Source organism: Agilicoccus flavus (assembly GCF_014857905.1).
GTDB classification, from domain to species: domain Bacteria; phylum Actinomycetota; class Actinomycetes; order Actinomycetales; family Dermatophilaceae; genus Agilicoccus; species Agilicoccus flavus.
Genome location: NZ_JACYXE010000002.1, coordinates 408,488 through 431,743, shown reverse-complemented (window position 1 = coordinate 431,743; position 23,256 = coordinate 408,488). Strand labels below are relative to the sequence as shown.

Below are 23,256 nucleotides of genomic sequence, written 5' to 3'. Positions count from 1 at the left end.
CAGCCTCACCTGCGTCTCAGCACCCCGCTGACCTGCTGCGTCCGTCCGCCAAGGAGCACTCATGCACCGTCGCATGTCCACCGCCATCGCGATGGCCGGGGCCGTCGTCGTCCTCACGAGCGGATGCCTCGCCCAGAGCCCCGACTCCTCGAGTGGGGGCGGCGGTGGCGGCGGGGGCGCCACCAGCGGCGCCGCCGCCCAGGGGGACGGCCAGGTCACCATCATGTTCGGCTTCGGTAACGACCAGACGCAGGGGTTCAAGAACTCCCTCGATGCGTGGGCCAAGCAGAACAACATCAAGATCAACTACGAGCAGTCGTCGAGCTTCGACACGCTCATCCAGACGAAGGTGGCCGGCAACACGCCGCCCGACATCGCCGCGTTCCCGCAGCCGGGCATCCTCAACGGCTACGCCGCCAAGAAGAAGATCGTCGCCCTCGATGCCCTCGGCGTCGACGTCGAGAAGGTCCGCGGGCAGATGCTGCCGGGCATCCTCGACGCGGCCACCGTGGAGGGCAAGGTCTACGGCGCCCCGATCGGCATGAACGTCAAGAGCCTCTACTGGTACGACAAGGCCCAGTTCGCCGCCAAGGGCTACCAGGTCCCCAAGACCCAGGCCGAGCTCGAGGCCCTCTTCGCCAAGATCAAGGCCGACGGCACCGCTCCCCTGTGCATCGGGCTCGAGTCGGGTGCCGCCACCGGGTGGCCGGGCACGGACTGGATCGAGGACTACATGCTCCAGGTCAACGGGCCGGAGGTGTACGACAAGTGGGTCAAGCACGAGGTGAAGTTCGACAGCCCCGAGACGCGCAAGGCGTTCGACGTCTACAACAAGCTCGTCATGACCGACGGCTACGCGTACGGCGGAGCGAAGGCCGCCGTGTCGACCGCGTTCGGGACCGCGCTCAACCCGATGTTCAAGACCCCGCCCGGTTGCTACACGGGCAAGCAGGGCAACTTCATCACCCAGAAGGGGTTCTTCCCCGACGACATCTTCAAGAACCTCGACAGCAAGGTCGGCGTGTTCGTCACGCCGCCGGTCACCGCGGGCGAGCAGCGCGTCCTCGGCGGCGGCGATCTCGTGGGGGCGTTCAAGAACGACAGCGACGTGCAGAAGGTCATGAAGTACATGCTCGAGGACACGACCTTCGGCGGGCCCTGGGCCAAGACCGGCGGGTTCCTGTCCCCGAACAAGAACTTCGACGCGTCCAACTACCCGAACCAGACGCTCAAGGACATCCAGGGCATCGCGAACAACGCGAAGGTGTTCCGCTTCGACGGCTCCGACATGATGCCGGGCAAGGTCGGCGCCGGCTCGTTCTGGAAGGCGATGGTCGACTACACCTCCGGTCAGGCCCAGCTCGACCAGGTGCTCACGTCCGTCGACGACTCCTGGCCCACCAGCTGAGCGATCCCGACGGCGGCGGCCACCGACATCCGTTCGGTGGCCGCCGCTGACGGTCGGTCGGGGTCCGGCCCGCGTGCGCGTCGCCGCGGGTCCGCCCCGCCGTCGCGGAAAGGAATGAGGGATGATCAAGATCATCAACGCGCTGCTCGCCATCGGCGGCGGCGTGCTCGGCGCGATGCTGCTGTTCTGGGTGCTCAACAAGCTCGTCGAGATGCTCCCACGCAAGTGGGAGGCGCGGGTCAAGCCGTACGTCTTCATCGGGCCGGCCCTGTTCGCCATCACGGTGTTCCTGCTGTACCCGGCCTTCCAGACCGTCGTCGCGAGCTTCGCGAACGACGACACCACGGCCTGGGTCGGGCTGCGCAACTACACCTCGCTGCTCGCGAGCCGCGAGTTCCAGACGACGCTGATCAACACACTCATGTGGACGCTCATCGTCCCCGTGGTGACGGTCGCCCTCGGTCTGCTGGTGGCCACGCTCGCGGACCGGCTGACCCCGGGCGGCGAGAAGGTCAGCAAGACCCTGATCTTCATGCCGATGGCGATCTCCATGGTGGGCGCCTCGGCGATCTGGGGATTCATCTACGCGGTGCGGCCGGCGGCCGAGAACCAGATCGGCATCCTCAACGCCGTCGTCACGGCCACCGGGGCCGATCCGGTCAACTGGCTGCAGATGAGCAACGTCAAGATCAACACGTTCCTGCTCATGATCGTGTTCATCTGGACCCAGGTGGGGTACGCGATGGTGCTGCTGTCGGCCGCCATCAAAGGCGTGCCCGAGGACACCATCGAGGCGGGGCGCATCGACGGCGCCAACGAGCGGCAGATCTTCTCCCGCATCATCGTGCCGCAGGTGTGGCCGACGCTCATCACGGTGTTCGTCACCGTGCTCATCGGGACGATGAAGACGGCCGACATCGTCTACGTCATGACGAACGGCAACTTCTCGACGAACATCGTCGGGGCCGCGTTCTTCGTCGAGATGTTCAAGAACATGGACAACGGCCGCGCGTCCGCGATCGTCGTCATGTTGATGCTCGCCATCATCCCGGTGATGGTCTACCAGGTGAAGCAGTTCCGCGCGCAGGAGGCGAACCGATGACGACGTCCGCAACCCCCGTGGCCGTCCCGGATCCCGACGCGGCTCCCCGGGCCGACCGCACCGGCGACCGGGGCGGCCGGCGCGGCCGCAACCGCACCCGGGTCGGCGGCCAGGCGGGGCGGGCCGGCTGGCTCGTCAACCTCGTCGTCGCCGCCCTCTGCGTGCTCTGGCTCATCCCGACGATCGGCCTGCTCGTCACGTCGTTCCGGGACCCCTCGGCCGCGAACGACTCCGGGTGGTGGACCGCCCTCGCGAACCCGCTGTCGTTGACGATCGACAACTACCGCGAGGTGCTCGTCAGCGGTCAGACGCCGATGCTCAACAGCTTCCTCAACAGCCTCGTCGTCGCGGTGCCGGCCACGATCATCCCCATCCTCATCGCGGCCTTCGCCGCGTACGCGTTCACGTTCATGCAGTTCCCGGGCCGGGACCTCTTCTTCATCCTGCTCGTCGCGCTGCTCGTCGTGCCGAACCAGGTCGCGTTCGTGCCGCTGTTTCAGTTGTTCGGGCAGTTGGGGATCAACGGCCAGTTCATCGCGGTCTGGCTCGCCCACGCAGGGTTCGGGATGCCGCTGGCCGTCTACATCCTGCGCAACTACATGTCGACGCTGCCGATGGCGGTCATCGAGTCGGCCAAGATCGACGGGGCCAGTCACTTCACGACGTTCTGGCGCCTCATCATCCCGATGTCGTACCCCGCCCTGGCGTCGTTCGCCATCTTCCAGTTCCTCTGGGTGTGGAACGACCTGTTCGTCGCGCTGATCTTCCTCGGCCAGGGCGACAACATGGTGATGACCGTCAACCTGGCCGGCATGCTCGGGTCGCAGGGCCAGGGCTGGAACCTGCTCACCGCGGGCGCGTTCCTCACGATGGTCATGCCCCTGCTCGTCTTCCTGAGCATGCAGCGGTTCTTCATCCGCGGCATGACCTCCGGGGCGGTCAAGGGCTGACGCACGCTCCCGACGGCCCGGGCACCTGCCCGGTCTGTCCCGGGGTCACCCCCGAGGCGACCCCGCCGGCGGCGGTCGGATCCGGTCAGGATCCGGCCGCCGCCGCGTCGACGGGATCGGCGCCGGCGCGGAGATCGACGACGGTCATGCCGGCCCCGCCGACCGGGCCACCCATGTCGACGAGGGCCGCGGGCGCGTCGTCGAGGCCGACGACCCGTCCCACGAGGGCGCGCAGGTCGACCCCGGCCGCGAGCCCCAGCATGGCCGGGTAGTCGGCGGCGGCGAGTCCGTGGGTGCCGTGGATCGACAGCTCCCAGGAGACCACCCGGTCCATCGGCAGCGGTGGGGTCGAGGCGGTCCCGAGCAGGAGCCCGGCCTGGACGTGCCGCCCGCGGCGGCGCAGCGAGAGCACCGACCCCACGGCCACGGCCGGGTTGCCGATCGCGTCGAGGCTCACGTGCGCCCCACCCCCGGTGACCTCGTGGACGGCCGCGGCGACCTCGGCCGGAGCGAGTCCGGCGGCCGACAGCGTGGCCTCCGCGCCGAGCCGGTCCGCGAGCTGCAGGGCCGGCTCGGCGACGTCGACGGCCACGACCCGCGCGCCCAGGGCGCGGGCGATGACGACCGCGGACAGGCCGACGCCCCCCGCGCCGTGCACGGCGAGCCACTGCCCGGCACGCACCCCGCCGTGCGCGGTGAGCGCGCGGTAGGCGGTCGCGAACCGGCAGCCGAGCGCGGCGGCCTCGACGTCGTCGAGTCCGTCCGGCACGGCGACGAGGTTCGCGTCCGCCGCGTGGACGACGACCCGCTCGGCGAAGGACCCGTGGTGCGTGAACCCGGGCTGCGTCTGCGCCGGGCACACCTGAGGGTCGCCGCCGCGGCAGACGTCGCAGACGCCGCAGCCGCAGACGAACGGCGCGGTGACGCGTTCGCCGCCGCGCCATCGGGTGACCCCCTCCCCCACCGCCGCGACGACGCCGACGAACTCGTGGCCGGGCACGTGGGGCAGGTCGACCGGGTCGTGCCCCGCCCAGGCGTGCCAGTCGGAACGACACACCCCGGTGGCGCTCACCGCGACGACCGCGGCCCCGGGCGGCGGACCCGGCACCGGCACGTCCCGCACGACGGGGGTCGCCCCGACCGCGTCGTAGACGACGGCACGCATCGACGGACCGGTCACCGGCCGAACATCCGCGGCCGGGTGGGGCGCAGGTGCTCGGGGACGAGCACCTCGAACGACTCGAGGACGACGGGCATGTCGGGAGCGAAGCCCCGATCGTGCGCGGCGTTCTCGGCGAAGAAGACGCGGTGGGCGGCGCGCCAGGAGTCCAGGGAGCGGTCGCCCTCGCCCTCGGCTCTCGCGTGGTCGGCGTCCACCTCGTCGAACGGGACGACGCGCACCCGCGTCGTGCGCAGCAGGGCGCGGGGGTGGCCGCCGGAGTCGAGCACGATGGACAGGTCGCCCGGCTCGGGCAGGGGGTCGTCGGCGGCCTCGTAGTCCCACAGGGCGCTGGACGTGGCCGTCTTCGTCCCCTCGAGCACCAGCTCGAGCAGCCGGTCGGCCTGGGCGGGGTCGGCGCCGAACGACCACGCCGGCGGCGGCAGGGTGTCGTCGACGATGGGCCCGCCGTAGGCGCTCGCCGGGTTGAGCCCCGCCCGGATCTTCGCGTCGGTCCAGAAGGCGTCGAGCTCGCCGTCGTCGGTGCTGTCCATGCCCACGACGATAGTGGCCGCCCGACCGCCCCTGGCCTGAGCCATCCCGGCGGCACAGTTCGGCCACTCCCGCATGGTCCACCGACCGAGACCGGCCGGCCGCGGCGTCAGGCGCCCCCGCCGGAGGGCGCGAAGACGACCTCGGGCATGACGCGGTCGCCGGACTCGTCGAGGACGGCGACCAGCGTGCCGTCGGGGGCGAAGGCGGCGACGGGCCCGGTCCGCCCCGGCCGCTGCGAGGGGATGCGCACGCCGTGCCCGACGAGGCGGGCGGACTCCTCGTCGAGCTCTCGGGCGGGCAGCGCCGCGCGGGCGGCGTCGGCGAGGCCGACGAGGGGCAGGCCGCTCGTCCCGGCGACGGCCGCGGCGATCGCCTCCGGGGTCTCCGGGCGGGCCGGCCCGGCCGCGCGGGCCGCCTCGAGTTCCTCCATCGTGTGGGCCGTCTCGAGCGTGATGCCGCCGACCCGGGTGCGGCGCAGCGCCGTGAGGTGCCCGCCGACGCCGAGGGCGGCGCCGAGGTCGCGGGCCAGGGCGCGGACGTACGTGCCGGAGCTGACCTCCACCTCGACGTCGAGGTCGATCCCCGCCCCGTCGGGCGCGGGGCGCGAGGCCAGCACGTCGAACCGCGACACCCGCACGGGCCGCCCCGCGAGCTCGACGTCCTCGCCCGCGCGGACGCGGGCGTAGGAGCGTCTGCCGTCGATCTTGATCGCGCTCACGGCGCTCGGCACCTGCGTGATGTCGCCGGTGAGGGCCGCGACTGCGGCGGCGACCGCGGCCGGGTCGTCGGCGATGCGGTGCAGCAGGGCCGGTTCGGCGGCGGCCGTGACCTCGCCCTCCGCGTCGTCGGTGACCGTGACCTGTCCGAGGCGGACGGTCGCCGCGTACGCCTTGTCGGCGCCGACGAGATAGGTGAGGAGCCGCGTCGCCCGATTGACGCCGACGACGAGCACGCCGGTCGCCATCGGGTCGAGAGTCCCGGCGTGCCCGACCTTGCGGGTCCCGGCCAGGCGGCGGCATGCACCGACGACGCCGTGGCTCGTCCAGCCGGCCGGCTTGTCGACGACGAGGAGCCCGTCGCCGACCGTGGGGTCGATCGCTCGCGCCATCAGCGCTGCCCGTCAGCCCCGCTGCCGACCGTCGTCGTCGGGCTCGGGGTCGTTGACGGCGTCGGCCGGGCCGTCGCCCACGGGACGGTCGTCGGGCACGAGCCCCTCGTTCTCGTCGTCATCGTCGTCCTCGGGCTTCCGGTACGGGTCGGGCTCGCCGGCGTAGGCGGCCCGGGCGGCGGCGGCCGCGACCTCCTCGTCCCGTCGCTTCGCCTCGGCGATGAGCTCCTCGAGGTGGGCCGCCCCTTCGGGCAGGGCGTCGGGGATGAACTCGATCGACGGCGTGAGCCGGATCCCGAGCCCCTTGCCGATCGCCGAACGGATGCGGCCTTTGTTGTCGGCGAGCGCCTCGGCCGTGGCCTCGCGCTCGGCCTCGGAGCCGAAGACCGTGTAGAAGATCGACGCCTGCTGCAGGTCCCCGGTCACCCGGACGTCGGTGATCGTGACGAACCCGAGGCGCTCGTCCTTGATGCGGTACTCGATGGTCTCCGCCGCGATGACCTTGATGCGGTCGGCGACCTTGCGGGGGCGGGCGGAATCGGCCATGGTCCGGAGCCTTTCGTGGATGTTCGTGAATTCGGCCCGCGACGGGGCCGACACCCGGAGGGTACGGGTCCGACGCGCCGCCCGGTCCTCACGCGGGGCGTGAGGACCGGGTCGGGTGCGTCGGAGCGGAGACCGGGCGGCTCGGGGCCGCCCGGCGCCCCGCGTCAGCTACGCGGCTTCTCCCGCATCTCGTACGTCGTCACGAGGTCCTCCAGCTGGAGGTCGTTGTACGAGCCCAGGTTGATACCGCACTCGTATCCCTCGCGGACCTCGGTGACGTCGTCCTTGAAGCGACGCAGCCCGGCGACCTCGACGTTCTCGGCGACGACCACCCCGTTGCGGGTGATGCGCGCCTTGCTGCCGCGCCGGATCTCGCCCGAGCGGACGATCGAGCCGGCGATGTTGCCGAACTTGCTGGACCGGAAGATCTCGCGGATCTCGGCCGACCCCAGCTCGTGCTCCTCGAACTCCGGCTTGAGCATGCCCTTGAGGGCCGCCTCGATCTCCTCGATCGCCTGGTAGATGACCGAGTAGTACCGGATCTCGACGCCCTCGCGCTCGGCGACCTCCGCGTTCTGGCCCTCGGCCCGCACGTTGAAGCCGATGATGACCGCGTTGGACGCCATCGCCAGGTTGATGTTGTTCAGCGTGATCGCGCCGACGCCGCGGTCGATGATCCGCAGGTCGACCTCCTCGCCGACGTCGATCTGGAGCAGCGCGTCCTCGAGCGCCTCGACCGAACCCGACACGTCACCCTTGAGGATGAGGTTGAGGGTCTCGACCTTGCCGGCCGCGAGCGCCTCGTTGAGGTCCTCGAGGCTGATGCGCTTGCGGGCCTTGGCCAGGCTCGCCTGACGGTCGGCCGCCTCGCGCTTCTCGGCGATCTGCCGGGCCGTGCGGTCGTCGGGCGCCACGACGAACGTGTCACCCGCGCGCGGCACCGAGCTCAGACCGAGCACCTGCACCGGGCGCGACGGGGTCGCCTCGGCCACGTTCTGGCCGTGCTCGTCGAGCATGGCGCGGACGCGGCCGTGCGCCGACCCGGCGACGATGGCGTCGCCGACCCGCAGCGTGCCGGCCTGGACGAGCACCGTCGCGGTCGCGCCGCGGCCACGGTCGAGGTTGGCCTCGATCGCGACGCCGAGCGCGTCCTTGTCGGGGTTGGCCCGCAGGTCGAGCGCCGCGTCCGCGGTGAGCAGCACGGCGTCGAGCAGGGAGTCGATGTTCTGACCCTGCTTGGCCGACACCTCGACGAACATCGTCTCGCCGCCGTACTCCTCGGCGACGAGGTTGTACTCGGTGAGCTGCTGGCGGATCTTGTCGGGGTTGGCGCCCTCGACGTCGATCTTGTTGATCGCCACGACGATCGGCACGTCGGCCGCCTGGGCGTGGTTGAGCGCCTCGATGGTCTGCGGCATGACGCCGTCGTCGGCGGCGACGACGAGGATCGCGATGTCCGTCACCTTCGCACCACGCGCACGCATGGCGGTGAACGCCTCGTGACCCGGGGTGTCGATGAAGGTGATCTTGCGCTCGACGTCCTCGTGCTCCTTGGCGATCTGGTAGGCCCCGATGTGCTGCGTGATGCCGCCGGCCTCGCCCGCGATGACGTTCGCGTTGCGGATCGCGTCGAGCAGTCGCGTCTTTCCGTGGTCGACGTGACCCATGACGGTGACGACCGGCGGACGCGGCTGCAGGTCCTCGTCCTCCTCGGTGTCGACCCCGTACTCGAGGTCGATGTTGAAGGAGTCGAAGAGCTCGCGCTCCTCCTCCTCCGGGGAGACGACGCGGATGTCGTAGCCGAGCTCCTCGCCGAGGATGCGGAACGTGTCCTCGTCGAGAGACTGCGTCGCCGTGGCCATCTCACCGAGGTGGAACAGCACCGTGACGAGGCTCGCCGGGTTCGCGTTGATCTTGTCAGCGAAGTCGGTCAGCGACGAGCCACGCCGCACCTGGACGATGGTCGAGCCGTCCCCGCGGGGGACCTGCACGCCACCGACCGACGGCGCCTGCATCTGCTCGAACTCCTGGCGCTTCGCGCGCTTGGACTTGCGCCCGCGGACCGGACGACCGCCACCGCGACCGAACGCGCCGGGCGTGCCGCCGCGACCGGGACCGCCGGGACGACCGCCGCCGGGACGGAAACCGCCACCACCGCGAGGACCGCCACCACCGGGACCGCCGCCGGGGCGACCCGGGCCGCCGCGCGTCGGGCGCTCGCCCGGACGCGGCACCGACGTCTGGTTGGGCATCATGCCCGGGTTCGGGCGAGCGCCACCGGGGCGCGGGGCACCCGGACGGGGACCGCCCGCACCGGCGGGGGCCCCGGGGCGCGGGGCGCCCGGACGCGGGCCACCCGCACCCTCACCGGAACGGTTCTGCGGCCGGGGCATGCCCTGGCTCGGCGCGAACGGGTTGTTGCCGGGGCGCGGCGAGCCGGCACCGCTGCCCGCACCACGACCACCGTCGCGACCGCCCTCGCGGCCCGAGCGCATGCCCTGGCTGGGCGCGAACGGGTTGTTGCCCGGGCGAGGGGCCGACGGACGCGGACCACCCGAACGGGGGGCACCGCCCTGGCCACCCTGACCGGCCGGGCGCGCAGCGGCGCCACCGGAGGGACGCTCGCTGCCGCGCGCGGCGGGGCGCGCCGGAGCGGCCGGGCCGGGGCGCGGGGCGCGCGGACCAGGGGTGGGCGCGGACGACGTCGACGGCGAGGCGGCCGGGGTCTCGGCGGGCGCCGAGCCTTCGGCCCGCGTCGGCGTCGAGGCGGCCGGTGCCGCGGGCGCGGAGGACTCCGCGGCCGGGGCGGCCGGAGCCTCGGGGGCGGCCGGAGCCGGCGAGGCCGCCGGGCTCGCGGGGCGCTCCGGAGCGGCGGGGCCGGGCTTCGCGCCCGGCTTCGGTGCGCCGGTGGGACGGGGGCCGCCCGGCTTGGGGCCTGCCCCGCTCGCGGCGGGCTTGGCGGCAGCGGGCGCAGCGGCCCCTCCCGCGGCGGGCGCCGCACCCTTGACGTTGCCCGCGGCGAGATCGCCGGGGAACGCTTCACGAATCTTGCGGACGACAGGGGGTTCGATCGTCGAGCTCGCCGACCGGACGAACTCTCCCTTGTCCTTCAGGTGGTTGAGCAAGACCTTGCTCTCGACTCCGAGCTCTTTCGCGAGCTCGTAGACCCGGACCTTAGCCACGTTTCTCCTCTTCTACGGTCCGGGCGCGTCGCGTCGGACCGTTCTAGTGCAGGGCGATGCTCATTGCTGAGTACTCATCGGATGCTCATCAGCGTCAAACCCGCTCTCGGTCTTCTCGGTGACCATCGGCTCCGGGACGGAGACGATGGCGGTGTGCTGCTCCGCGGCCTCGAGGAAGGCCCGCACCGGTGAGGCGTCGAACGCACTCGTGAGGCGAAGGGCCCGCCCGAAGGCGCGTCGCTTCTCGGCCCGGTCGAGGCACGCGGTCACGGGATGCAACCAGGCGCCGCGCCCGGGGGAGCTGCGGGCGAGGTCGGGGCGGACGAGGACGACTCGAGTGCCGTCGGTGGGTGCCGCCGCGACCACGCGGAGTAGTGCCGAACGCCCGTCGCGCTCACGGCAGCCGATGCACGTTCGTACCGGCTCCGGTCGCGCCGCGGGACCCGGCGACGGCCCACACTCCGACTGACGAACGTCGACGCGGGGGCCCACCGGGTCCGCCGGGACGGCGGACGATCCCTGCCAGTCTAGCGCCCCGGGCGTGTCACCGGTCCAGCGGGTCACTCGTGGGAGGCCGGTGAACCCGGTGCCGGGTCCGTCGGCGCGGCGCTGACCGCGGGGGCCGCGGCCTGCGACGACGAGGCCGTGTCGGTCGGAGCGGTGTCGGGCCGGATGTCGATCCGCCAGCCGGTGAGCTTCGCCGCGAGACGGGCGTTCTGGCCCTCCTTGCCGATCGCGAGCGAGAGCTGGTAGTCGGGCACGACGACCCGGGCCGACCGGATCGTGGCGTCGACGATCTCGACGGACGAGACACGCGCCGGCGACAGGGCGGCGGCGACGAACGTCGCCGGGTCCTCGGAGTAGTCGACGATGTCGATCTTCTCGCCGCGCAGCTCGGCCATGACGGCCCGGACGCGCTGACCCATCGGACCGATGCAGGCGCCCTTCGCGTTGACGTCCTTCGCCTTGGCGTGGACGGCGATCTTCGTCCGGTGCCCCGCCTCGCGGGCGAGGGCCGCGATCTGGACCGTGCCGTCGGCGATCTCGGGCACCTCGAGCGCGAACAGGCGCCGCACGAGATTCGGGTGGGTCCGGCTCAGGGCGATCTGGGGACCGTGCGTCCCCCGCTTGACCGACAGGACGAAGCAGCGCAGGCGTTCGCCGTGACCGTACTTCTCGCCGGGCACCTGCTCCGCGGTGGAGAGCATGCCCTCCACCGTGCCGAAGTCGACGAGGACGCCGCGGCCCTGGCTCTGCTGGATGACGCCGGCGACGATGTCGCCCTCGCGGCCCTTGAAGTCGCCGAGGACCGCGTCGTCCTCGATGTCGCGGAGGCGCTGGAGGATGACCTGGCGCGCGGTGGAGGCCGCGACCCGGCCGAACCCGGCCGGGGTGTCGTCGAACTCGGGGCCGGGTTCGCCGCGGGTGCCGTCCTCGAGGACGGGGGCGTCCTCGCGCGCCCAGACGACGACGTGGCCGCTGCCGCGGTCGAGCTCGACGCGCGAGTGGCGGTAGCTGCCCTCGGTGCGGTGGTAGGCCAGCAGGAGCGCCTGCTCGATGGCCGGGATGATGACGTCGAGCGGGATGTCGCGCTCCCGTTCGAGGGCCCGCAGGGCCGCGAGGTCGATGTCCATCTCAGTCCTCCTGGTCGTGCGGTTCGTGGTCGTCGAGGCCATGGGTGTGGTCGTCGAGGCCATGGGTGTGGTCGTCGAGGCCATGGGTGTGGTCGTCGAGGTCATGGGTGTGGTCGTCGAGGTCGTCGTCGTCGATACCGAGGCCCGCCGCGTCGTCGGAGACGAACTCCACCTGGACGACCGCGAGCGCGATCGTGCCGTAGGCGAGGTGCCGCGGCGCGCCCTTCTTGGCGGGCCGGCCCTTGACGCCGGGCGTCTCGGGCGCGAGCGTGACGCCGTCGGGGTCGGCGGCGACGATGCGGCCCGTGATCTCCTCGCCGGCGTCGGTGCGCAGGTCGACGAGGCGGCCGACGTTGCGGCGGAAGTGCCGCGGCAGGGTCAGGGGGCGCGACGTGCCGGGGGTGCTCACCTCGAGGGTGTAGGCACGGTCCCCCAGCGCCGCGGTGGCCTCGGGGCCGTCGAAGGCGTCTCCGACGAGACGGGTCGCGTCGGCGATGGTGTCGAGGTCGACGCCGGGGACGGGGCTCGCGTGGTCGTCGGGCGCGAGGTCGGCCAGATCGCGGTCGAGCGCGACCCCGACGACGCTGCGGCGCCCCGCAGGGGTGACGGTGACGTGGTCGACGATGAGCCCGGTTCCGGTGAGCGCCGCCTGCGCCACCTCGGCGAGGAGGGCCTCGCTCCCCTGATCAGGTGCGTTCACGGTCCCACTCCTCGTCTTCTCGAATACGGCGGCGCGGCGAGATCGCTGCGGCCCTCCGGTGCGTGCGGGCCTCACTCTACCCGCGGCGCCTGCGGCCGCCGTCGCACCCGCGGTGACATCATCGACCCCGTGGGGAACGGTGTGGGCGGCGGGGCGGACGGCGGGGATCGACACCTCGGGGCAGGCGGGGTCGCCCCGGGGTGGTCGCGGACCCGGCGCCGCGGACGCCGTGTCCGGGGCGGCCGCGACGGCGAGGGTGGCCGGGTCGTGTCGCCGGGTCCGGCGGGTCGGCCGGGGCGGCGCGAGGTGCTCGCCTCGGGCGCGCTCGGCGCGGCGGGTCTGCTGCTCGCGGGCTGCGGGCTGCGGTGGGAGTCCGACGCCCCCGACCTGCCGCTCCTTCCGCGCGAGCCCTACCCGGGCCTGGACGTCCTGAGCGCCGAGCGCGACCGCACGCGCGCCGCGCTCGTCGCCCTCTCGTCCGTCGGGTCGCCGGCCGGGGCACCCGCCCGCGGCCGGCTCACGGCCACGCTCGCCGGCCGACTCGCGGCGACGCACCGCGCAGACGTCGCCGCGCTCGACGCCCGCCTGGCGCAGGTGGGCTCGGGAGCGGACGGGGCCGCGACCCCACCGGCCTCCACCGGGTCGGACCCGGCGTCACCTCCGGCGTCACCCCGGTCGTCCCCGAGACCGTCCTCGGCTCCCCCCGACAACCCCGCCGCCGGCCCCTCTGCGACCGCGCAGGTGGTGTCGGCCGAACGGGCCGATCTCGGCGCCGGCGTCGTCAGCGCGGCGGTGGCCGGGGCGGCGGCCGCCGACCTGCCCGTCCTCGTCGCCGCCCGGGTGGGCCGGGCGGGGGCCGCCCGCCTCCTCGGCGCGCAGGTCCCCGGCGCGCCCCCCGATCCCCGCGTCCCCGCCGCAGTGGCGGGCAGGCTGCTCGACCTCGTCGCGCCGGCCGTCTACGGGCTCGAGGTCGCGGCGGCCCAGGCCGCGCCGGCCCGACGGGAGACCGCGACGGCCGCCGTCGACGCGTTGTCGGTCGCCCGCGACCAGCTCGACGAGCTCGCCGGCCCCGCGCCCACCCCGGTGCCCCTGGGCTACCGGCTGCCGTTCCCCGTGACCACCCCCGCCGCCGCGGACCGGCTGGCCGCCGCGGTGCTCCACGACCTCGCGCGCGACCTCGTCGCCGCGTGCGCGGCCGTTCCCGGCGATGCCGGCGCCCTGCGCGCGATCGCCGGCTGGGCCCTCGAGGCCTGGACGTGGCGCGCCCGCTGGGGCGCCGCCCCCGCCTCCCTGACGCCGCCCGCCTCACCCAGCTGAGCCGGTCAGACCCGCACCGGGACGAGCGGGACGAAGGGTCGTGGCCCCCCGCCCGAACGCGGGCGGGGTCGCAGGTCGGTGTCGCTCAGCGAGGAGAAGCGGGGTGGAGTCGCAGCTCCATGATTCTCGCGACACCGACCAGATCCCCGTCCCTGACCAACACCTCGTGGGCGCCGCGGAGGGCCACCGCGGCGATGACGCAGTCGATGAGACCACGCGGAGTGATCCCGGCCCGGCGGCAGGTTCGGTCGATGGTCACCGCACCGTTGAAGTCGGCCGCGGCGTCCACCCGAGCCAAGTGGCAGCGGGCGAGCAGGCGGCGCAGATCCCGTTCGCGCGCGTCGGTCCGAGCGCCGGCACAGACTTCCATGACGATCGGCTCCGTCACCGCGATCGGTCCATCGGTCGCGATGAGGTCGGCCAGCGCGAGGTCGACGGCGCTCCCCGTCGCCCGATCCAACTCCACCCAGGCCGACGTGTCGACCAAGATCACGCGCCGGTGGTCGAGCGATCGACGGGCACGGCGTCGATCGCGTTGGCACCGCGCATGGCCAGCGCCTCCTCCCGTGTCATCGGGTCTCCGGCCAGGTGGCGTAGCGCGAGGTCGACGGCCTCGGTCTTGGTCCGGACACCGAAGCGCTCCGTGATGACGTCGACGTAGTCGTTCTCGATCTCGATGTTCGTGCGCGTCCTCGCCATACACGTAGTTCACACGTGACATCGCGTCGACTCAGGTCCGTCTACGCTGGGGCGCCGACCTGACGCTCCTGCTCGCGCGGCGTGGCCCCCGCCGGAAGGTCGGGTAGCGGAATGCCGGTGACGCGAGGGAGAAGGGGGACGACGACGTGGCGGCGATCGACGACGCACTCGTTCCGGCGGCCTTCGCCCGGGACCTGGCGGGACGCCCCGCGCCGCCACCCGGGCCGCACGGGCGGGGCATGAGCGGCGACGACTGGCTGCGCGCGCTGCCCGGCCTCGTCCGCGACGCCGTCGACGCCTGGGAGCTGCGCCTGGACGGGCCCGCGCGGCACGGCGTCTGCGCGCTCGTCGTGCCCGTGCGCCGCCGCGACGGCACGCCCGCCGCGCTCAAGGTGACGTGGCCCCACGCGGAGGCCGCGCACGAACATCTCGCCCTGCGGGCCTGGGCGGGGGCCGGGGCGGTGCGCCTGCTCGCCGCCGACCCCGCGCATCACGTCCTCCTGCTCGAGCGGCTCGACGCGGACGCCGACCTCTCGCTGCTCGACGAGGAGGGGGCCTGCACGGTCGTCGGCGAGCTGCTGCGCACGCTCGACCGCCCCGCGCTCCCCCGGCTCACCCGGCTGTCGACGCTCGTGGACGGGTGGCTCGCCGGGCCGCTGGCCTCCCCGCCCCCCGGTCTCCCCCGCCGGTTCGTCGAACAGGCCCGCGCCGCCGCGCGCGATCTCGCGGGCGACACCGGCACGATCGACGCCCGGCTCGTCCACACCGACCTCCACGACGGCAACGTGCTGCGGGCCCTGTCCGGGGTCGACGACCGCGCCGAGGGCGAATGGGTCGCCATCGACCCCAAGCCGCTGGCCGCCGACCCCGCCTTCGCGGTCTGGCCCGTGCTGCACAACCGGTGGGACGAGGCCGGCCACGACGTGCCGACGATCGCGTGGACCACCCGGTGCCGCCTCGGGTGGGTGTGCGAGGCGGCGGGCCTCGACGAGGACCGCGCCCGCGCGTGGGCGATCGTGCGGACCGTCGTCGATACCGCCGACCTCCTCGCCGACGGCGGCGGCACGGACGCGACGTCGCTGGTCACCGACCGGATCACCCTGCTCAAGGCGTTGCAGCCGGGCGCCTGAGACGTAGCGCGGCGCCCGCGTCACGGCCGCCGGTGCGCCCGGGTGGCGGGGGCCGGCACCGGACGCGCCCCCAGGGCGGCGGCGATGCCGGGCAGGTCGCGCAGCGGGGGTCCGTCGGGGCCCGGGTCGAGGCCGAGGCGGTCGGCGAGCTCGAGCACCCACGGCCGGCGCAGGCGGGCGGCGGCGAGCAGGTCGGCGCGGCGCAGGACGTCGACCGGGTCGCCCTGCACGACGAGGCCGCCCGCGACGACGGCCGCCTGGTGCGCCCACGCGAGGGCGAGGTCGACGTCGTGGGTCGCGAGCACGACCGTCGTCTCGTGCTCCTCGAGGCGGGCCAGGGCGGCAAGCATCTCCTCGACGCCCACCGGGTCGAGCCCGGCCGTCGGCTCGTCGAGCAGGAGCAGGCACGGCCGCATGGCGACGGCCCCGGCGATGGCGACCCGCTTGCGTTGCCCGTACGACAGGCGGTGGACGGGCCGGTCGGCGAGGTCGGCGATGCCGAGCAGGTGCAGGGCCTCGTCGACGCGGGCGACGACCTCCCGCTCGCTCAGCCCGAGGTTGACGGGCCCGAAGGACACGTCGCGGCGGACGTCGGCGGAGAAGAGCTGGTCGTCCGGGTCCTGGAGGACGAGCTGGACGAGCTCGCGGTGCCGGCGCCGCCCGGCGCGGTCGCCGCGCATGAGGTCGCCGCCGACGCGCACCTCGCCGGCGTCGGGCCGCAGGGCGCCCGACAGCACCCGCAGGAGCGTGGTCTTGCCCGACCCGTTCGCGCCGAGCAGGGCGATGCGGGTGCCTCCGGCGACGGTGAGGTCGGCGCCGCGCAGCACGGGGGTGTCGTCGTAGGCGAAGGTCAGTCCGGCGCCGGTCAGCGACAGGTGGCTCACGACGCCACCCCCGCGAGCGCCGAGGCGAGGGCCGGTCCGGCCAGGCCGAGGACGACGACGAGCGCCACGAGACCGAGCGAGGCCGCGACGAAGCGCGGGGAGGAGGTCGCGGGCGGGTCGAAGGTGCGCAACGTCGTCGTGTCGCCGCGACCGGCCAGTCCCTCCTCGAGGCGGCGGGCGCGGTCCCACGAGCGGAGCAGCACGGCCCCCACGAGCTGCGCGGACGAGCGCAGGGCCCGTCGCCGGTCGGTGTAGCCGAGGCGCGCGGCCTGGGCCTCGCGGATCGTGGCGGCCGACTCGAGCAGGAGGAAGACGAACCGGTAGGTCAGCCCGGCGACCTCGACGCACGCGTCGGGCACCCGGGCCCGGCGCAGCGCGGCGAGGACGTCGACCATCGGCGTCGTCGACGCGAGGACGAACACGGCCGTCGTCGCGGCCAGAGCCCGCACGACGACGGACGCCGCCGCCCCGACGGTCTCCGGGCTGATCCCGACGTGGGGCCCCGACTCCCACGTGAGCGTCAACAGCAGCGGCACCGCGCCGGTGGCGATGAACGCGGCGGGCACGGCCAGGGCCAGGGCCAGGGTGCGGGCCCGCACCCGCGCCCCGAGCAGGAGGACGGCGAGCGCGGCGACCCCGGTCGCCGCCGCGCCGGGCCACGGCGGCAACGCCACGGCGCAGGCGAGCAGGCCGAACGAGAGGACCGCCTTGTCGGCGACGCGGCGATGCCGCCATCGGCTCGCCCAGGCCGCGTCGTCGAGCGCGAAGCCCGCGCTCACGGGCGATCGCCGGTCCGCAGGTCCCGGCGGGCCCGGTCACCGGTCGCGGAGTCCGGTCGGGTCGGGTCGCCGGCCGCGGGCGCGCTCGGGGTGGCGGTCGCGTCGGCGGCGCGGCGGTACCGCGCCCGCGTGCGCAGGGCGCCGAGGCAATAGCCGAGGACCCCGGCGCCGAGACCGGCCTGCACGGCGAAGAGCCCGGCCTCGACCTCACCCGAGCTCGGGGCGAAGATCGGCTCGAACCACGGCTCGTACCCGGACGCGTCGAGCTCCTGCGTGATCGCCGCGTCGGTGCCGCCGAACTTCTCCCCCTCACCGCCGCTCGAGCGCGGTGAGCCGAGCACGAGGCCCAGCACGACGAGGGCGACCACGCCCGCCAGCAGCGCGGCGTCGACGAGGCGCCTCATCGGGCCGCCCCCCGGGGGTCGGCGGAGTCGGTGTCCGTGGTGAAGGCGGCGTCGGTGGTGGAACCGGCGTCGGTGGAGCCGCCCGCGCGGTGCGGCAGGACGCCGAGCCGCCGCAGCTCGGGTGCCGCGACGTCGGACAGGACGCGGAAGAGCAGGAGCCCGAGCAGGCCCTCGGCGAGGGCGAGGGGCACCTGGGTCAGCGCGAAGATCCCGAGGAACTTGGCGAGCGCCGCGGCGAACCCGCCGGCCGCGTCGGGGTGGGCGAGGGCGAGCTGCACCGACGTGACGCAGTACGTCGCCAGGTCGGCCAGCGCCATCGCGGTGAAGAGGGCGAGCGAGGCGCTGACGCGACGCAGCGCCCGCCAGCAGGCGAAGCCGACCCACGGGCCGACGACGCCCATGGCGAAGACGTTCGCGCCGAGCGTCGTGATGCCGCCGTGCGCGAGCAGCAGGGCCTGGAAGACGAGGACGACCGTGGACAGGAACGCCATGACGGGTGGCCGGAAGAGCACGGCCCCGAGCCCGGTGCCCGTCGGGTGGCTCGAGCTGCCCGTGTACGAGGGCAGCTTGATCGCGGACAGGACGAACGTGAAGGCCCCCGCCGCCGCGAGGAGCAGCCGGTTCTCGGGGTGCTCGCGCACCTGCAGCACCACGGCGCGGGCGCCGTGGACGACGAACGGCGCGGAGGCCGCGTACCAGAGCGCGGCGTGGGTGGCGGGCAGGTACCCGTCGGCGATGTGCACGGCGAAACTCCCTCGGGGGTGGACGCGCCCCCATCGAACGGACGACCGCGGGACGAGGGTCTGGCTCGGCCCTCGCGGGCCTCACAGTGGCGCGACCGCCCCGGACTGTTCACCGGGTTCCTCGACTCGCGGGCTGGACGGTCAGACTATGGCACGGTGGCGGCCCCGGCCTAGACCCGCGGACGACCGGGAGCCCGGCACGGCGGCCGCGCCCGGCATGGACCGGGACCGGCCCAGCCGATAGCGTCACGGGGGTGTCCGCCCCTGACGACGAGCCCGCCGCCCCCGCGACGCCGGACGACGATTCCGTCGGGGACGCCGTCGCACCGGAGGCCGCCGAGCGGGCCGACGCCGGGCAGGCACCGACGCTGCGGGCGTCCCGGGTCGAGGACGGGGCGCTCGTCCTCACGTTCCCCGACCCGGACCACGCCCTCGCCGGGGTGCGGTTGTGGGCCCACCTGAGCACGCCGTTGGAGCGGGAGTACGCGTCCGTGCCCGGCGGCTGGGAGCTGGCGCAGCCCGTCCCCGACCTCGACCGGCTCGAGTACCTCGTGGAGATCCGCGAAGCGGGCCACGCCGGCGGCGAGGCCGACGCGGCCGCCGAGGCGGGCCCGACCCACCTCGGCCTCGACCCGACGAACCCGCTGCGGGTCGGCGGCGCGTTCGGCGACCACTCGTGGCTGCCGATGCCCGGGTACGCCCCGCCGGTCTGGACCGCGACGCCCCCGGCCGAGCACCACGTCGAGACGTGGACCCTCGAGCACGGGGCGGGCGCCCACGACGGCGAGCTCGTCGTGCGGGTCGTCTCCCCGCGCGACACCGGCCCGGCCGACGCCCTCCCGATGGTCATGGCCCACGACGGCCCCGAGATGGACGCCCTCGGCGGCCTCGTGCACTGCCTCGACGCCCTCGCGGCGGCCGGGCGCGCCCCGCGCGTGCGGGTCGCGCTCCTCTCGCCGGGCCCGGACCGCGACGCCCGCTACTCGGCGCGTCCCGAGTACGCGCGCACGCTCGCGACGGCGACCGCCGTGCTCACGAGCCGCTGGCCGACCCCGGGCGCCCCGGTGCTGCTCGGCGCGAGCCTCGGGGCGCTCGCCGCGCTGCACGCGGAGTGGACGCAGCCGGGGACGTTCGCCGGGCTGTTCCTCGCCTCGGGGTCGTACTTCACCCCCGCCCTCGACCCCGGCGAGTCGTCGTTCCCGCACTGGGACGCGATCACGTCCTTCACGGCGGAGGTCGCCGCCGCCGACCGGCCGCCCGCGGCGCCGCCCGTCGCGCTCGTGTGCGGCACCGCGGAGGAGAACCTCGGCAACAACGAGGCGATGGCCGCCCACCTGCGCCGCCTCGGCCTGGACGTCGACACGGCGACCGTGCGCGACGGTCACTGCTACACGGCCTGGCGCGACCTGCTCGACCCCGCCCTGCCCGACCTCCTGCGCCGCGCGTGGGGCGGGCCGGGCGCGGCAGAGGCGACCGGCACCCCCGACACCCACGGAACCCCCGACAGCACCGGTTCGCCCGAGGAGCCCTGATGGAACGCGTCCACCGCGAGATCGACGCGCCCGACCTCGGCCGGCGCGGCGTCGTCATCCGGTACGGCCACTGGGGCCGACCGGTCCTCGTCTTCCCGAGCGAGCAGGGCCGCGCCTGGGACTACGAGAACAACGGCATGGTCGACGCGCTCGCCCCGCTCATCGACGCGGGGCGCGTCAAGCTCTACTGCGTCGACTCCTTCGACGACATCACCTTCTCGGACCGGAGCGTCTCCACCGAGGAGCGGGCCCGCCGCCACCGCGGGTACGAGCGCTGGATCACCCAGGGCGTCGTGCCTTGGATGGGGGCGGACTCCCCCGGCGCCACCGACGCCGTCGTCACCGGGTGCAGCCTCGGCGCCTATCACGCCCTGCAGTTCGCGCTGACCCGCCCGGACCTGTTCCCCGTGGCGATCTGCCAGTCCGGCAACTACGACCCGAGTTCGTGGGGCGGCTGGGGCGACCGCGGCGACGACGCCTACTTCACCAACCCCACCGACTACGTGCCGAACCTGCACGGCGAGGCCGCGGCGCGCCTGCGCGAGCGCGTCTTCGTCGTCCTCACCGTCGGCCAGGGCGCCTGGGAGACCCACCCGACCCGCTCGCTGCCCGCGGCCCACGAGATGGACGCCCTCCTCTCCGCGGCCGGCATCCCCCACGAGCTCGACGTGTGGGGGCCCGACGTCGCCCACGACTGGGACTGGTGGCGGGTCCAGATCGCCCACCACCTCCCCCGATTCTGCTGACCGAACGGTCAGTGCCCCCGTCCCGCCCAGGAGGTCCCCCGTGAACGCGAGCACCACCCACCTCATCGGCCTGCTCCTCGGCGCCGAGACCGACTGGCCGCAGGCCTTCGAGGCCCTCCTGCGGCGCGTGGGCCCCGTGCGCGGGCCCGACGGGACGATGCATACCCTCGCGAGCGAACGGCTGACGATCGAGCCGTTCGACCTCACCGACCCCGTGCGCACCGACCTCGTCATCGACCGGCTCGCGCACTGGTACTACCACCCCCGGGAGTGGCTGAAGAAGGCCGCGCTCACCGACGACACGTACCTGCTCAACAGCCCGTTCACGTTCCAGTCGATGGAGAAGCACAGCGCCTACTGCGCCATGCTCCGCCTCGGGCTCAAGGTGCCGCGGACGATCCTCGTGCCCTACAAGAACCCCGTCGACAACGTGCGCTGGGCGTACACCTCCAGCACGTACAACCGCGACTTCGACCTCGACGCGATCGCCGACGATCTCGGCTACCCGCTGTACATGAAGCCGTTCGACGGCGGCGGTTGGCGCGGGGTGTCGCGGGTGGACGACCGGAGCGACCTGCACCGCGCCTACGACGAGTCCGGCGAGATGCTCATGCACCTGCAGGCGACGATCGACTACGACGTCTTCGCCCGAGCCCTGAGCATCGGCCCCGAGACGATGGTCATGGACTTCCGCCCCGAGAAGCCCATGCACGAGCGCTACCAGGTCAACCACGACTTCCTGTCGGAGAAGGCGGGGTTCGAGGTCGGCGCGATCAGCCGCATCGTCAACGCGTTCTTCGGGTGGGAGTTCAACTCCGCGGAGATGCTCGTCGCCGGCGACGAGGTGTACCCGATCGACTACGCGAACGCGTGCCCCGACGTCGCCGTGACGAGCCTGCACTACTACTTCCCGTGGGCGATGACGGCGCTCGTGCGCTGGTCGACGTACTGCGTCGTCACCGGCCGGCGCGGCTGCGTCGACCTGCAGACGCGCCGGTACTTCGACATCGCCGACGACCCGGCCCTCGACTACGACGCGAAGATCGCGGCCTACCTCGAGCTCGCCGACGCCCAGCTCGACTCGGCGCGCTACTGGGAGTGGTGCGAGGAGCACCTGCGCCACCTCCCGGAGGCCGTGCACGAGTGGGTGAGCGGTCCCGAGTTCGACCGCATCCTGCGCGAGACGGTCCAGGCCACGTACCCGCCGCACGAGCAGGAGCGTTTCCTCGCGCACTTCCGCGGGCTGCTCGGGGCCTGGGTCGACGACCAGCGTCCCGTCCCCGGCGCCTGAGCGCGCGTGCTAGACAGACACCCATGGCCACCACCGCCCTGAAGGGCACCCCCGTCCAGACCTCCGGCGAGCTGCCCGAGCTCGGCTCGCCCGCCCCCGCGTTCACGCTCGTGGGCGCCGACCTGTCCGAGGTGACGAGCGACTCGCTCCGCGGCCGCCGCGTCGTCCTCAACGTGTTCCCGAGCGTCGACACCGGCGTGTGCGCGCAGAGCGTGCGCCGGTTCAACGAACTCGCCGCGGGCCGGGACGACACGAGCGTCGTGTGCGTCTCCGCCGACCTCCCGTTCGCGCTCGCGCGCTTCTGCGGCGCCGAGGGCATCGAGAACGTCACCGCCGCGAGCTCCTTCCGCGGCGGGTTCGGCGACGACTACGGCGTGCGGATGACCGACGGTCCCTTCGCCGGGTTGCTCGCCCGCAGCGTCGTCGTCCTCGACGCCGACGGGAGCGTGACCTACACCGAGCTCGTCCCGGAGATCGCCCAGGAGCCCGACTACGACGCCGCCATGGCCGCCCTGGCCTGAGTCGCGACCGGACCCACCGCACCGCCCCCGCCGCCACCCGGCCCGGGGGCGGTCGCGGTGTCCGGACGCGTCACGTCCGACCCTCCCGCCCGAAGGAGCCGCTCATGCCCCGCTTCCGCACGACCGACGGCGTCGACCTCGCCTACACCGACGAGGGCGCGGGGACCCCGGTCGTCCTCGTCGCCGGGTTCACCGCGCCGGCGACGACCTGGCACGTCACGCAGCGGGCCCTGCTGGGCGCCGGCTACCGCGTCGTCGCGTTCGACCGGCGCAACCACGGCGAGTCCGCCTCGCCGGCGCACGGGCAGCGCCTGTCCCGGCACGGCAAGGACCTCGCGGAACTCCTCGACCACCTCGACCTGAGCGCGGCCGTGCTCGTCGGCGGTTCGATGGGCGCGAGTTCGATCTGGGCCTACCTCGACCTCTTCGGGTTCGACCGCTGCCTGGGGATGGTCTCGGTCGACCAGACGCCGCGGATGCTCAACGGCGACGGCTGGGAGCACGGCTTCTACGGACTCACCCGGAAGAACCTCGGCACCCTCTTCGCCGCGGGGATCCCGGCGACCGGACGAGGCCTCGACCCGAGCACGACGACCGCCGGGCTCATGCGGCTCGTCGAGGAGACGGGGGCGATGCCCGCGATGCGCGACGCGGCCGACCCGGTCACCCTCCCCCTGCTCGCCGATCACGCCGCGGCCGACGGCGCGACGTCATCACCCGGACGACGGCACCGATGCTGCTCGTGGCGGGCTCGGGCAGCCAGTACTGGCCGACCGAGCACGCGACCTCCCTCGCGGACGACCACCCCCTGGTCGAGGCGGTCGTCCTCGAGGGCGTCGGGCACGCGGTGAACGTCGACGATCCGG

General features: G+C 73.9%; 24 protein-coding genes. 10 read left to right on the top strand and 14 right to left on the bottom strand.

Going from position 1 to position 23,256, the window contains the following annotated elements; all coding sequences use genetic code 11:
• Window positions 1-61 precede the first annotated feature (61 nt).
• The 3 genes from ICW24_RS05410 to ICW24_RS05400 all read left to right on the top strand — a co-directional run bounded on the left by ICW24_RS05410 (window position 62) and on the right by ICW24_RS05400 (window position 3,460).
• On the top strand, window positions 62-1,408 hold the full coding sequence (locus ICW24_RS05410; protein WP_226344690.1) for an ABC transporter substrate-binding protein: 1,347 nt from the start codon (window positions 62-64) through the stop codon (window positions 1,406-1,408).
• Between the two features lie 121 nt (window positions 1,409-1,529).
• Window positions 1,530-2,510 (top strand): carbohydrate ABC transporter permease, encoded by a 981-nt coding sequence (locus tag ICW24_RS05405; protein WP_226344689.1) that lies wholly within the window; start codon window positions 1,530-1,532, stop codon window positions 2,508-2,510.
• Entirely contained in the window at window positions 2,507-3,460 is a 954-nt protein-coding gene (locus tag ICW24_RS05400) for a carbohydrate ABC transporter permease (protein ID WP_226344688.1), read from the top strand. The genes ICW24_RS05405 and ICW24_RS05400 overlap by 4 nt, the downstream gene beginning before the upstream one ends.
• An 85-nt stretch (window positions 3,461-3,545) precedes the next feature.
• Here ICW24_RS05400 and ICW24_RS05395 read toward each other — a convergent pair whose 3' ends face one another.
• From ICW24_RS05395 to rimP, 8 genes are all read right to left on the bottom strand, one after another.
• Window positions 3,546-4,625 (bottom strand): alcohol dehydrogenase catalytic domain-containing protein, encoded by a 1,080-nt coding sequence (locus ICW24_RS05395; RefSeq protein WP_226344774.1) that lies wholly within the window; start codon window positions 4,623-4,625, stop codon window positions 3,546-3,548.
• An 11-nt stretch (window positions 4,626-4,636) separates the two neighbouring features.
• Window positions 4,637-5,173, bottom strand: coding sequence for an ASCH domain-containing protein (locus tag ICW24_RS05390; protein WP_226344687.1), 537 nt, complete (start codon window positions 5,171-5,173; stop codon window positions 4,637-4,639).
• Between the two features lie 107 nt (window positions 5,174-5,280).
• Window positions 5,281-6,282: a tRNA pseudouridine(55) synthase TruB gene (gene truB / locus ICW24_RS05385; protein ID WP_226344686.1), complete on the bottom strand. Its 1,002-nt coding sequence runs from the start codon at window positions 6,280-6,282 to the stop codon at window positions 5,281-5,283.
• Window positions 6,283-6,294: 12 nt separating this feature from the next.
• Window positions 6,295-6,828 (bottom strand): 30S ribosome-binding factor RbfA, encoded by a 534-nt coding sequence (gene rbfA, locus ICW24_RS05380; RefSeq protein ID WP_226344685.1) that lies wholly within the window; start codon window positions 6,826-6,828, stop codon window positions 6,295-6,297.
• Window positions 6,829-6,992: 164 nt separating this feature from the next.
• Window positions 6,993-10,010, bottom strand: coding sequence for a translation initiation factor IF-2 (gene infB, locus ICW24_RS05375; protein WP_226344684.1), 3,018 nt, complete (start codon window positions 10,008-10,010; stop codon window positions 6,993-6,995).
• Between the two features lie 60 nt (window positions 10,011-10,070).
• Window positions 10,071-10,418 (bottom strand): YlxR family protein, encoded by a 348-nt coding sequence (locus ICW24_RS05370; RefSeq protein ID WP_226344773.1) that lies wholly within the window; start codon window positions 10,416-10,418, stop codon window positions 10,071-10,073.
• Between the two features lie 152 nt (window positions 10,419-10,570).
• The gene (gene nusA / locus ICW24_RS05365) at window positions 10,571-11,644 is read right to left on the bottom strand and encodes a transcription termination factor NusA (protein WP_226344683.1); all 1,074 of its coding nucleotides are present in this window, start codon (window positions 11,642-11,644) and stop codon (window positions 10,571-10,573) included.
• A 1-nt stretch (window position 11,645) separates the two neighbouring features.
• Window positions 11,646-12,344, bottom strand: coding sequence for a ribosome maturation factor RimP (gene rimP / locus ICW24_RS19635; RefSeq protein ID WP_226344682.1), 699 nt, complete (start codon window positions 12,342-12,344; stop codon window positions 11,646-11,648).
• A 267-nt stretch (window positions 12,345-12,611) separates the two neighbouring features.
• Here rimP and ICW24_RS05355 point away from each other — a divergent pair, with 267 nt between their 5' ends.
• A complete protein-coding gene (locus ICW24_RS05355) occupies window positions 12,612-13,661 on the top strand; it encodes a DUF4439 domain-containing protein (protein ID WP_226344681.1) in 1,050 nt (349 codons plus the stop codon).
• 85 nt (window positions 13,662-13,746) lie between these two features.
• Here ICW24_RS05355 and vapC read toward each other — a convergent pair whose 3' ends face one another.
• On the bottom strand, window positions 13,747-14,154 hold the full coding sequence (vapC, locus tag ICW24_RS05350; protein WP_226344680.1) for a type II toxin-antitoxin system VapC family toxin: 408 nt from the start codon (window positions 14,152-14,154) through the stop codon (window positions 13,747-13,749).
• Complete coding sequence (locus ICW24_RS05345) at window positions 14,151-14,360, bottom strand: type II toxin-antitoxin system VapB family antitoxin (protein WP_226344679.1); 210 nt, start codon at window positions 14,358-14,360, stop codon at window positions 14,151-14,153. Before ICW24_RS05345 ends, vapC begins: the two co-directional genes overlap by 4 nt.
• A 239-nt stretch (window positions 14,361-14,599) precedes the next feature.
• Here ICW24_RS05345 and ICW24_RS05340 point away from each other — a divergent pair, with 239 nt between their 5' ends.
• On the top strand, window positions 14,600-15,490 hold the full coding sequence (locus tag ICW24_RS05340) for an aminoglycoside phosphotransferase family protein (protein WP_226344678.1): 891 nt from the start codon (window positions 14,600-14,602) through the stop codon (window positions 15,488-15,490).
• Window positions 15,491-15,510: 20 nt separating this feature from the next.
• On the opposite strand, the gene ICW24_RS05335 is transcribed toward ICW24_RS05340, so the two are convergent.
• Genes ICW24_RS05335 through ICW24_RS05320 form a run of 4 tightly spaced genes read right to left on the bottom strand, consistent with a single transcriptional unit; the run spans window position 15,511 to window position 18,300 of the window.
• The gene (locus ICW24_RS05335; RefSeq protein ID WP_226344677.1) at window positions 15,511-16,374 is read right to left on the bottom strand and encodes an energy-coupling factor ABC transporter ATP-binding protein; all 864 of its coding nucleotides are present in this window, start codon (window positions 16,372-16,374) and stop codon (window positions 15,511-15,513) included.
• Window positions 16,371-17,153, bottom strand: coding sequence for a cobalt ECF transporter T component CbiQ (gene cbiQ, locus ICW24_RS05330; protein WP_226344676.1), 783 nt, complete (start codon window positions 17,151-17,153; stop codon window positions 16,371-16,373). The genes ICW24_RS05335 and cbiQ overlap by 4 nt, the downstream gene beginning before the upstream one ends.
• Window positions 17,150-17,557: an energy-coupling factor ABC transporter substrate-binding protein gene (locus tag ICW24_RS05325; protein ID WP_226344675.1), complete on the bottom strand. Its 408-nt coding sequence runs from the start codon at window positions 17,555-17,557 to the stop codon at window positions 17,150-17,152. Before ICW24_RS05325 ends, cbiQ begins: the two co-directional genes overlap by 4 nt.
• On the bottom strand, window positions 17,554-18,300 hold the full coding sequence (locus ICW24_RS05320) for an energy-coupling factor ABC transporter permease (protein ID WP_226344674.1): 747 nt from the start codon (window positions 18,298-18,300) through the stop codon (window positions 17,554-17,556). The genes ICW24_RS05325 and ICW24_RS05320 overlap by 4 nt, the downstream gene beginning before the upstream one ends.
• A gap of 254 nt (window positions 18,301-18,554) precedes the next feature.
• On the opposite strand from ICW24_RS05320, the gene ICW24_RS05315 reads away from it, so the two are divergent.
• The 5 genes from ICW24_RS05315 to ICW24_RS05295 all read left to right on the top strand — a co-directional run bounded on the left by ICW24_RS05315 (window position 18,555) and on the right by ICW24_RS05295 (window position 23,241).
• Window positions 18,555-19,832, top strand: a complete 1,278-nt coding sequence (locus tag ICW24_RS05315; RefSeq protein WP_226344673.1) for an alpha/beta hydrolase-fold protein — start codon at window positions 18,555-18,557, stop codon at window positions 19,830-19,832.
• Window positions 19,832-20,578, top strand: coding sequence for an esterase family protein (locus ICW24_RS05310; protein ID WP_226344672.1), 747 nt, complete (start codon window positions 19,832-19,834; stop codon window positions 20,576-20,578). Before ICW24_RS05315 ends, ICW24_RS05310 begins: the two co-directional genes overlap by 1 nt.
• Window positions 20,579-20,618: 40 nt before the next feature.
• Window positions 20,619-21,869: an ATP-grasp domain-containing protein gene (locus ICW24_RS05305; protein WP_226344671.1), complete on the top strand. Its 1,251-nt coding sequence runs from the start codon at window positions 20,619-20,621 to the stop codon at window positions 21,867-21,869.
• A 23-nt stretch (window positions 21,870-21,892) separates the two neighbouring features.
• On the top strand, window positions 21,893-22,390 hold the full coding sequence (tpx, locus tag ICW24_RS05300; protein ID WP_226344670.1) for a thiol peroxidase: 498 nt from the start codon (window positions 21,893-21,895) through the stop codon (window positions 22,388-22,390).
• A 104-nt stretch (window positions 22,391-22,494) separates the two neighbouring features.
• Complete coding sequence (locus tag ICW24_RS05295) at window positions 22,495-23,241, top strand: alpha/beta fold hydrolase (RefSeq protein ID WP_226344669.1); 747 nt, start codon at window positions 22,495-22,497, stop codon at window positions 23,239-23,241.
• Window positions 23,242-23,256: the final 15 nt, after the last annotated feature.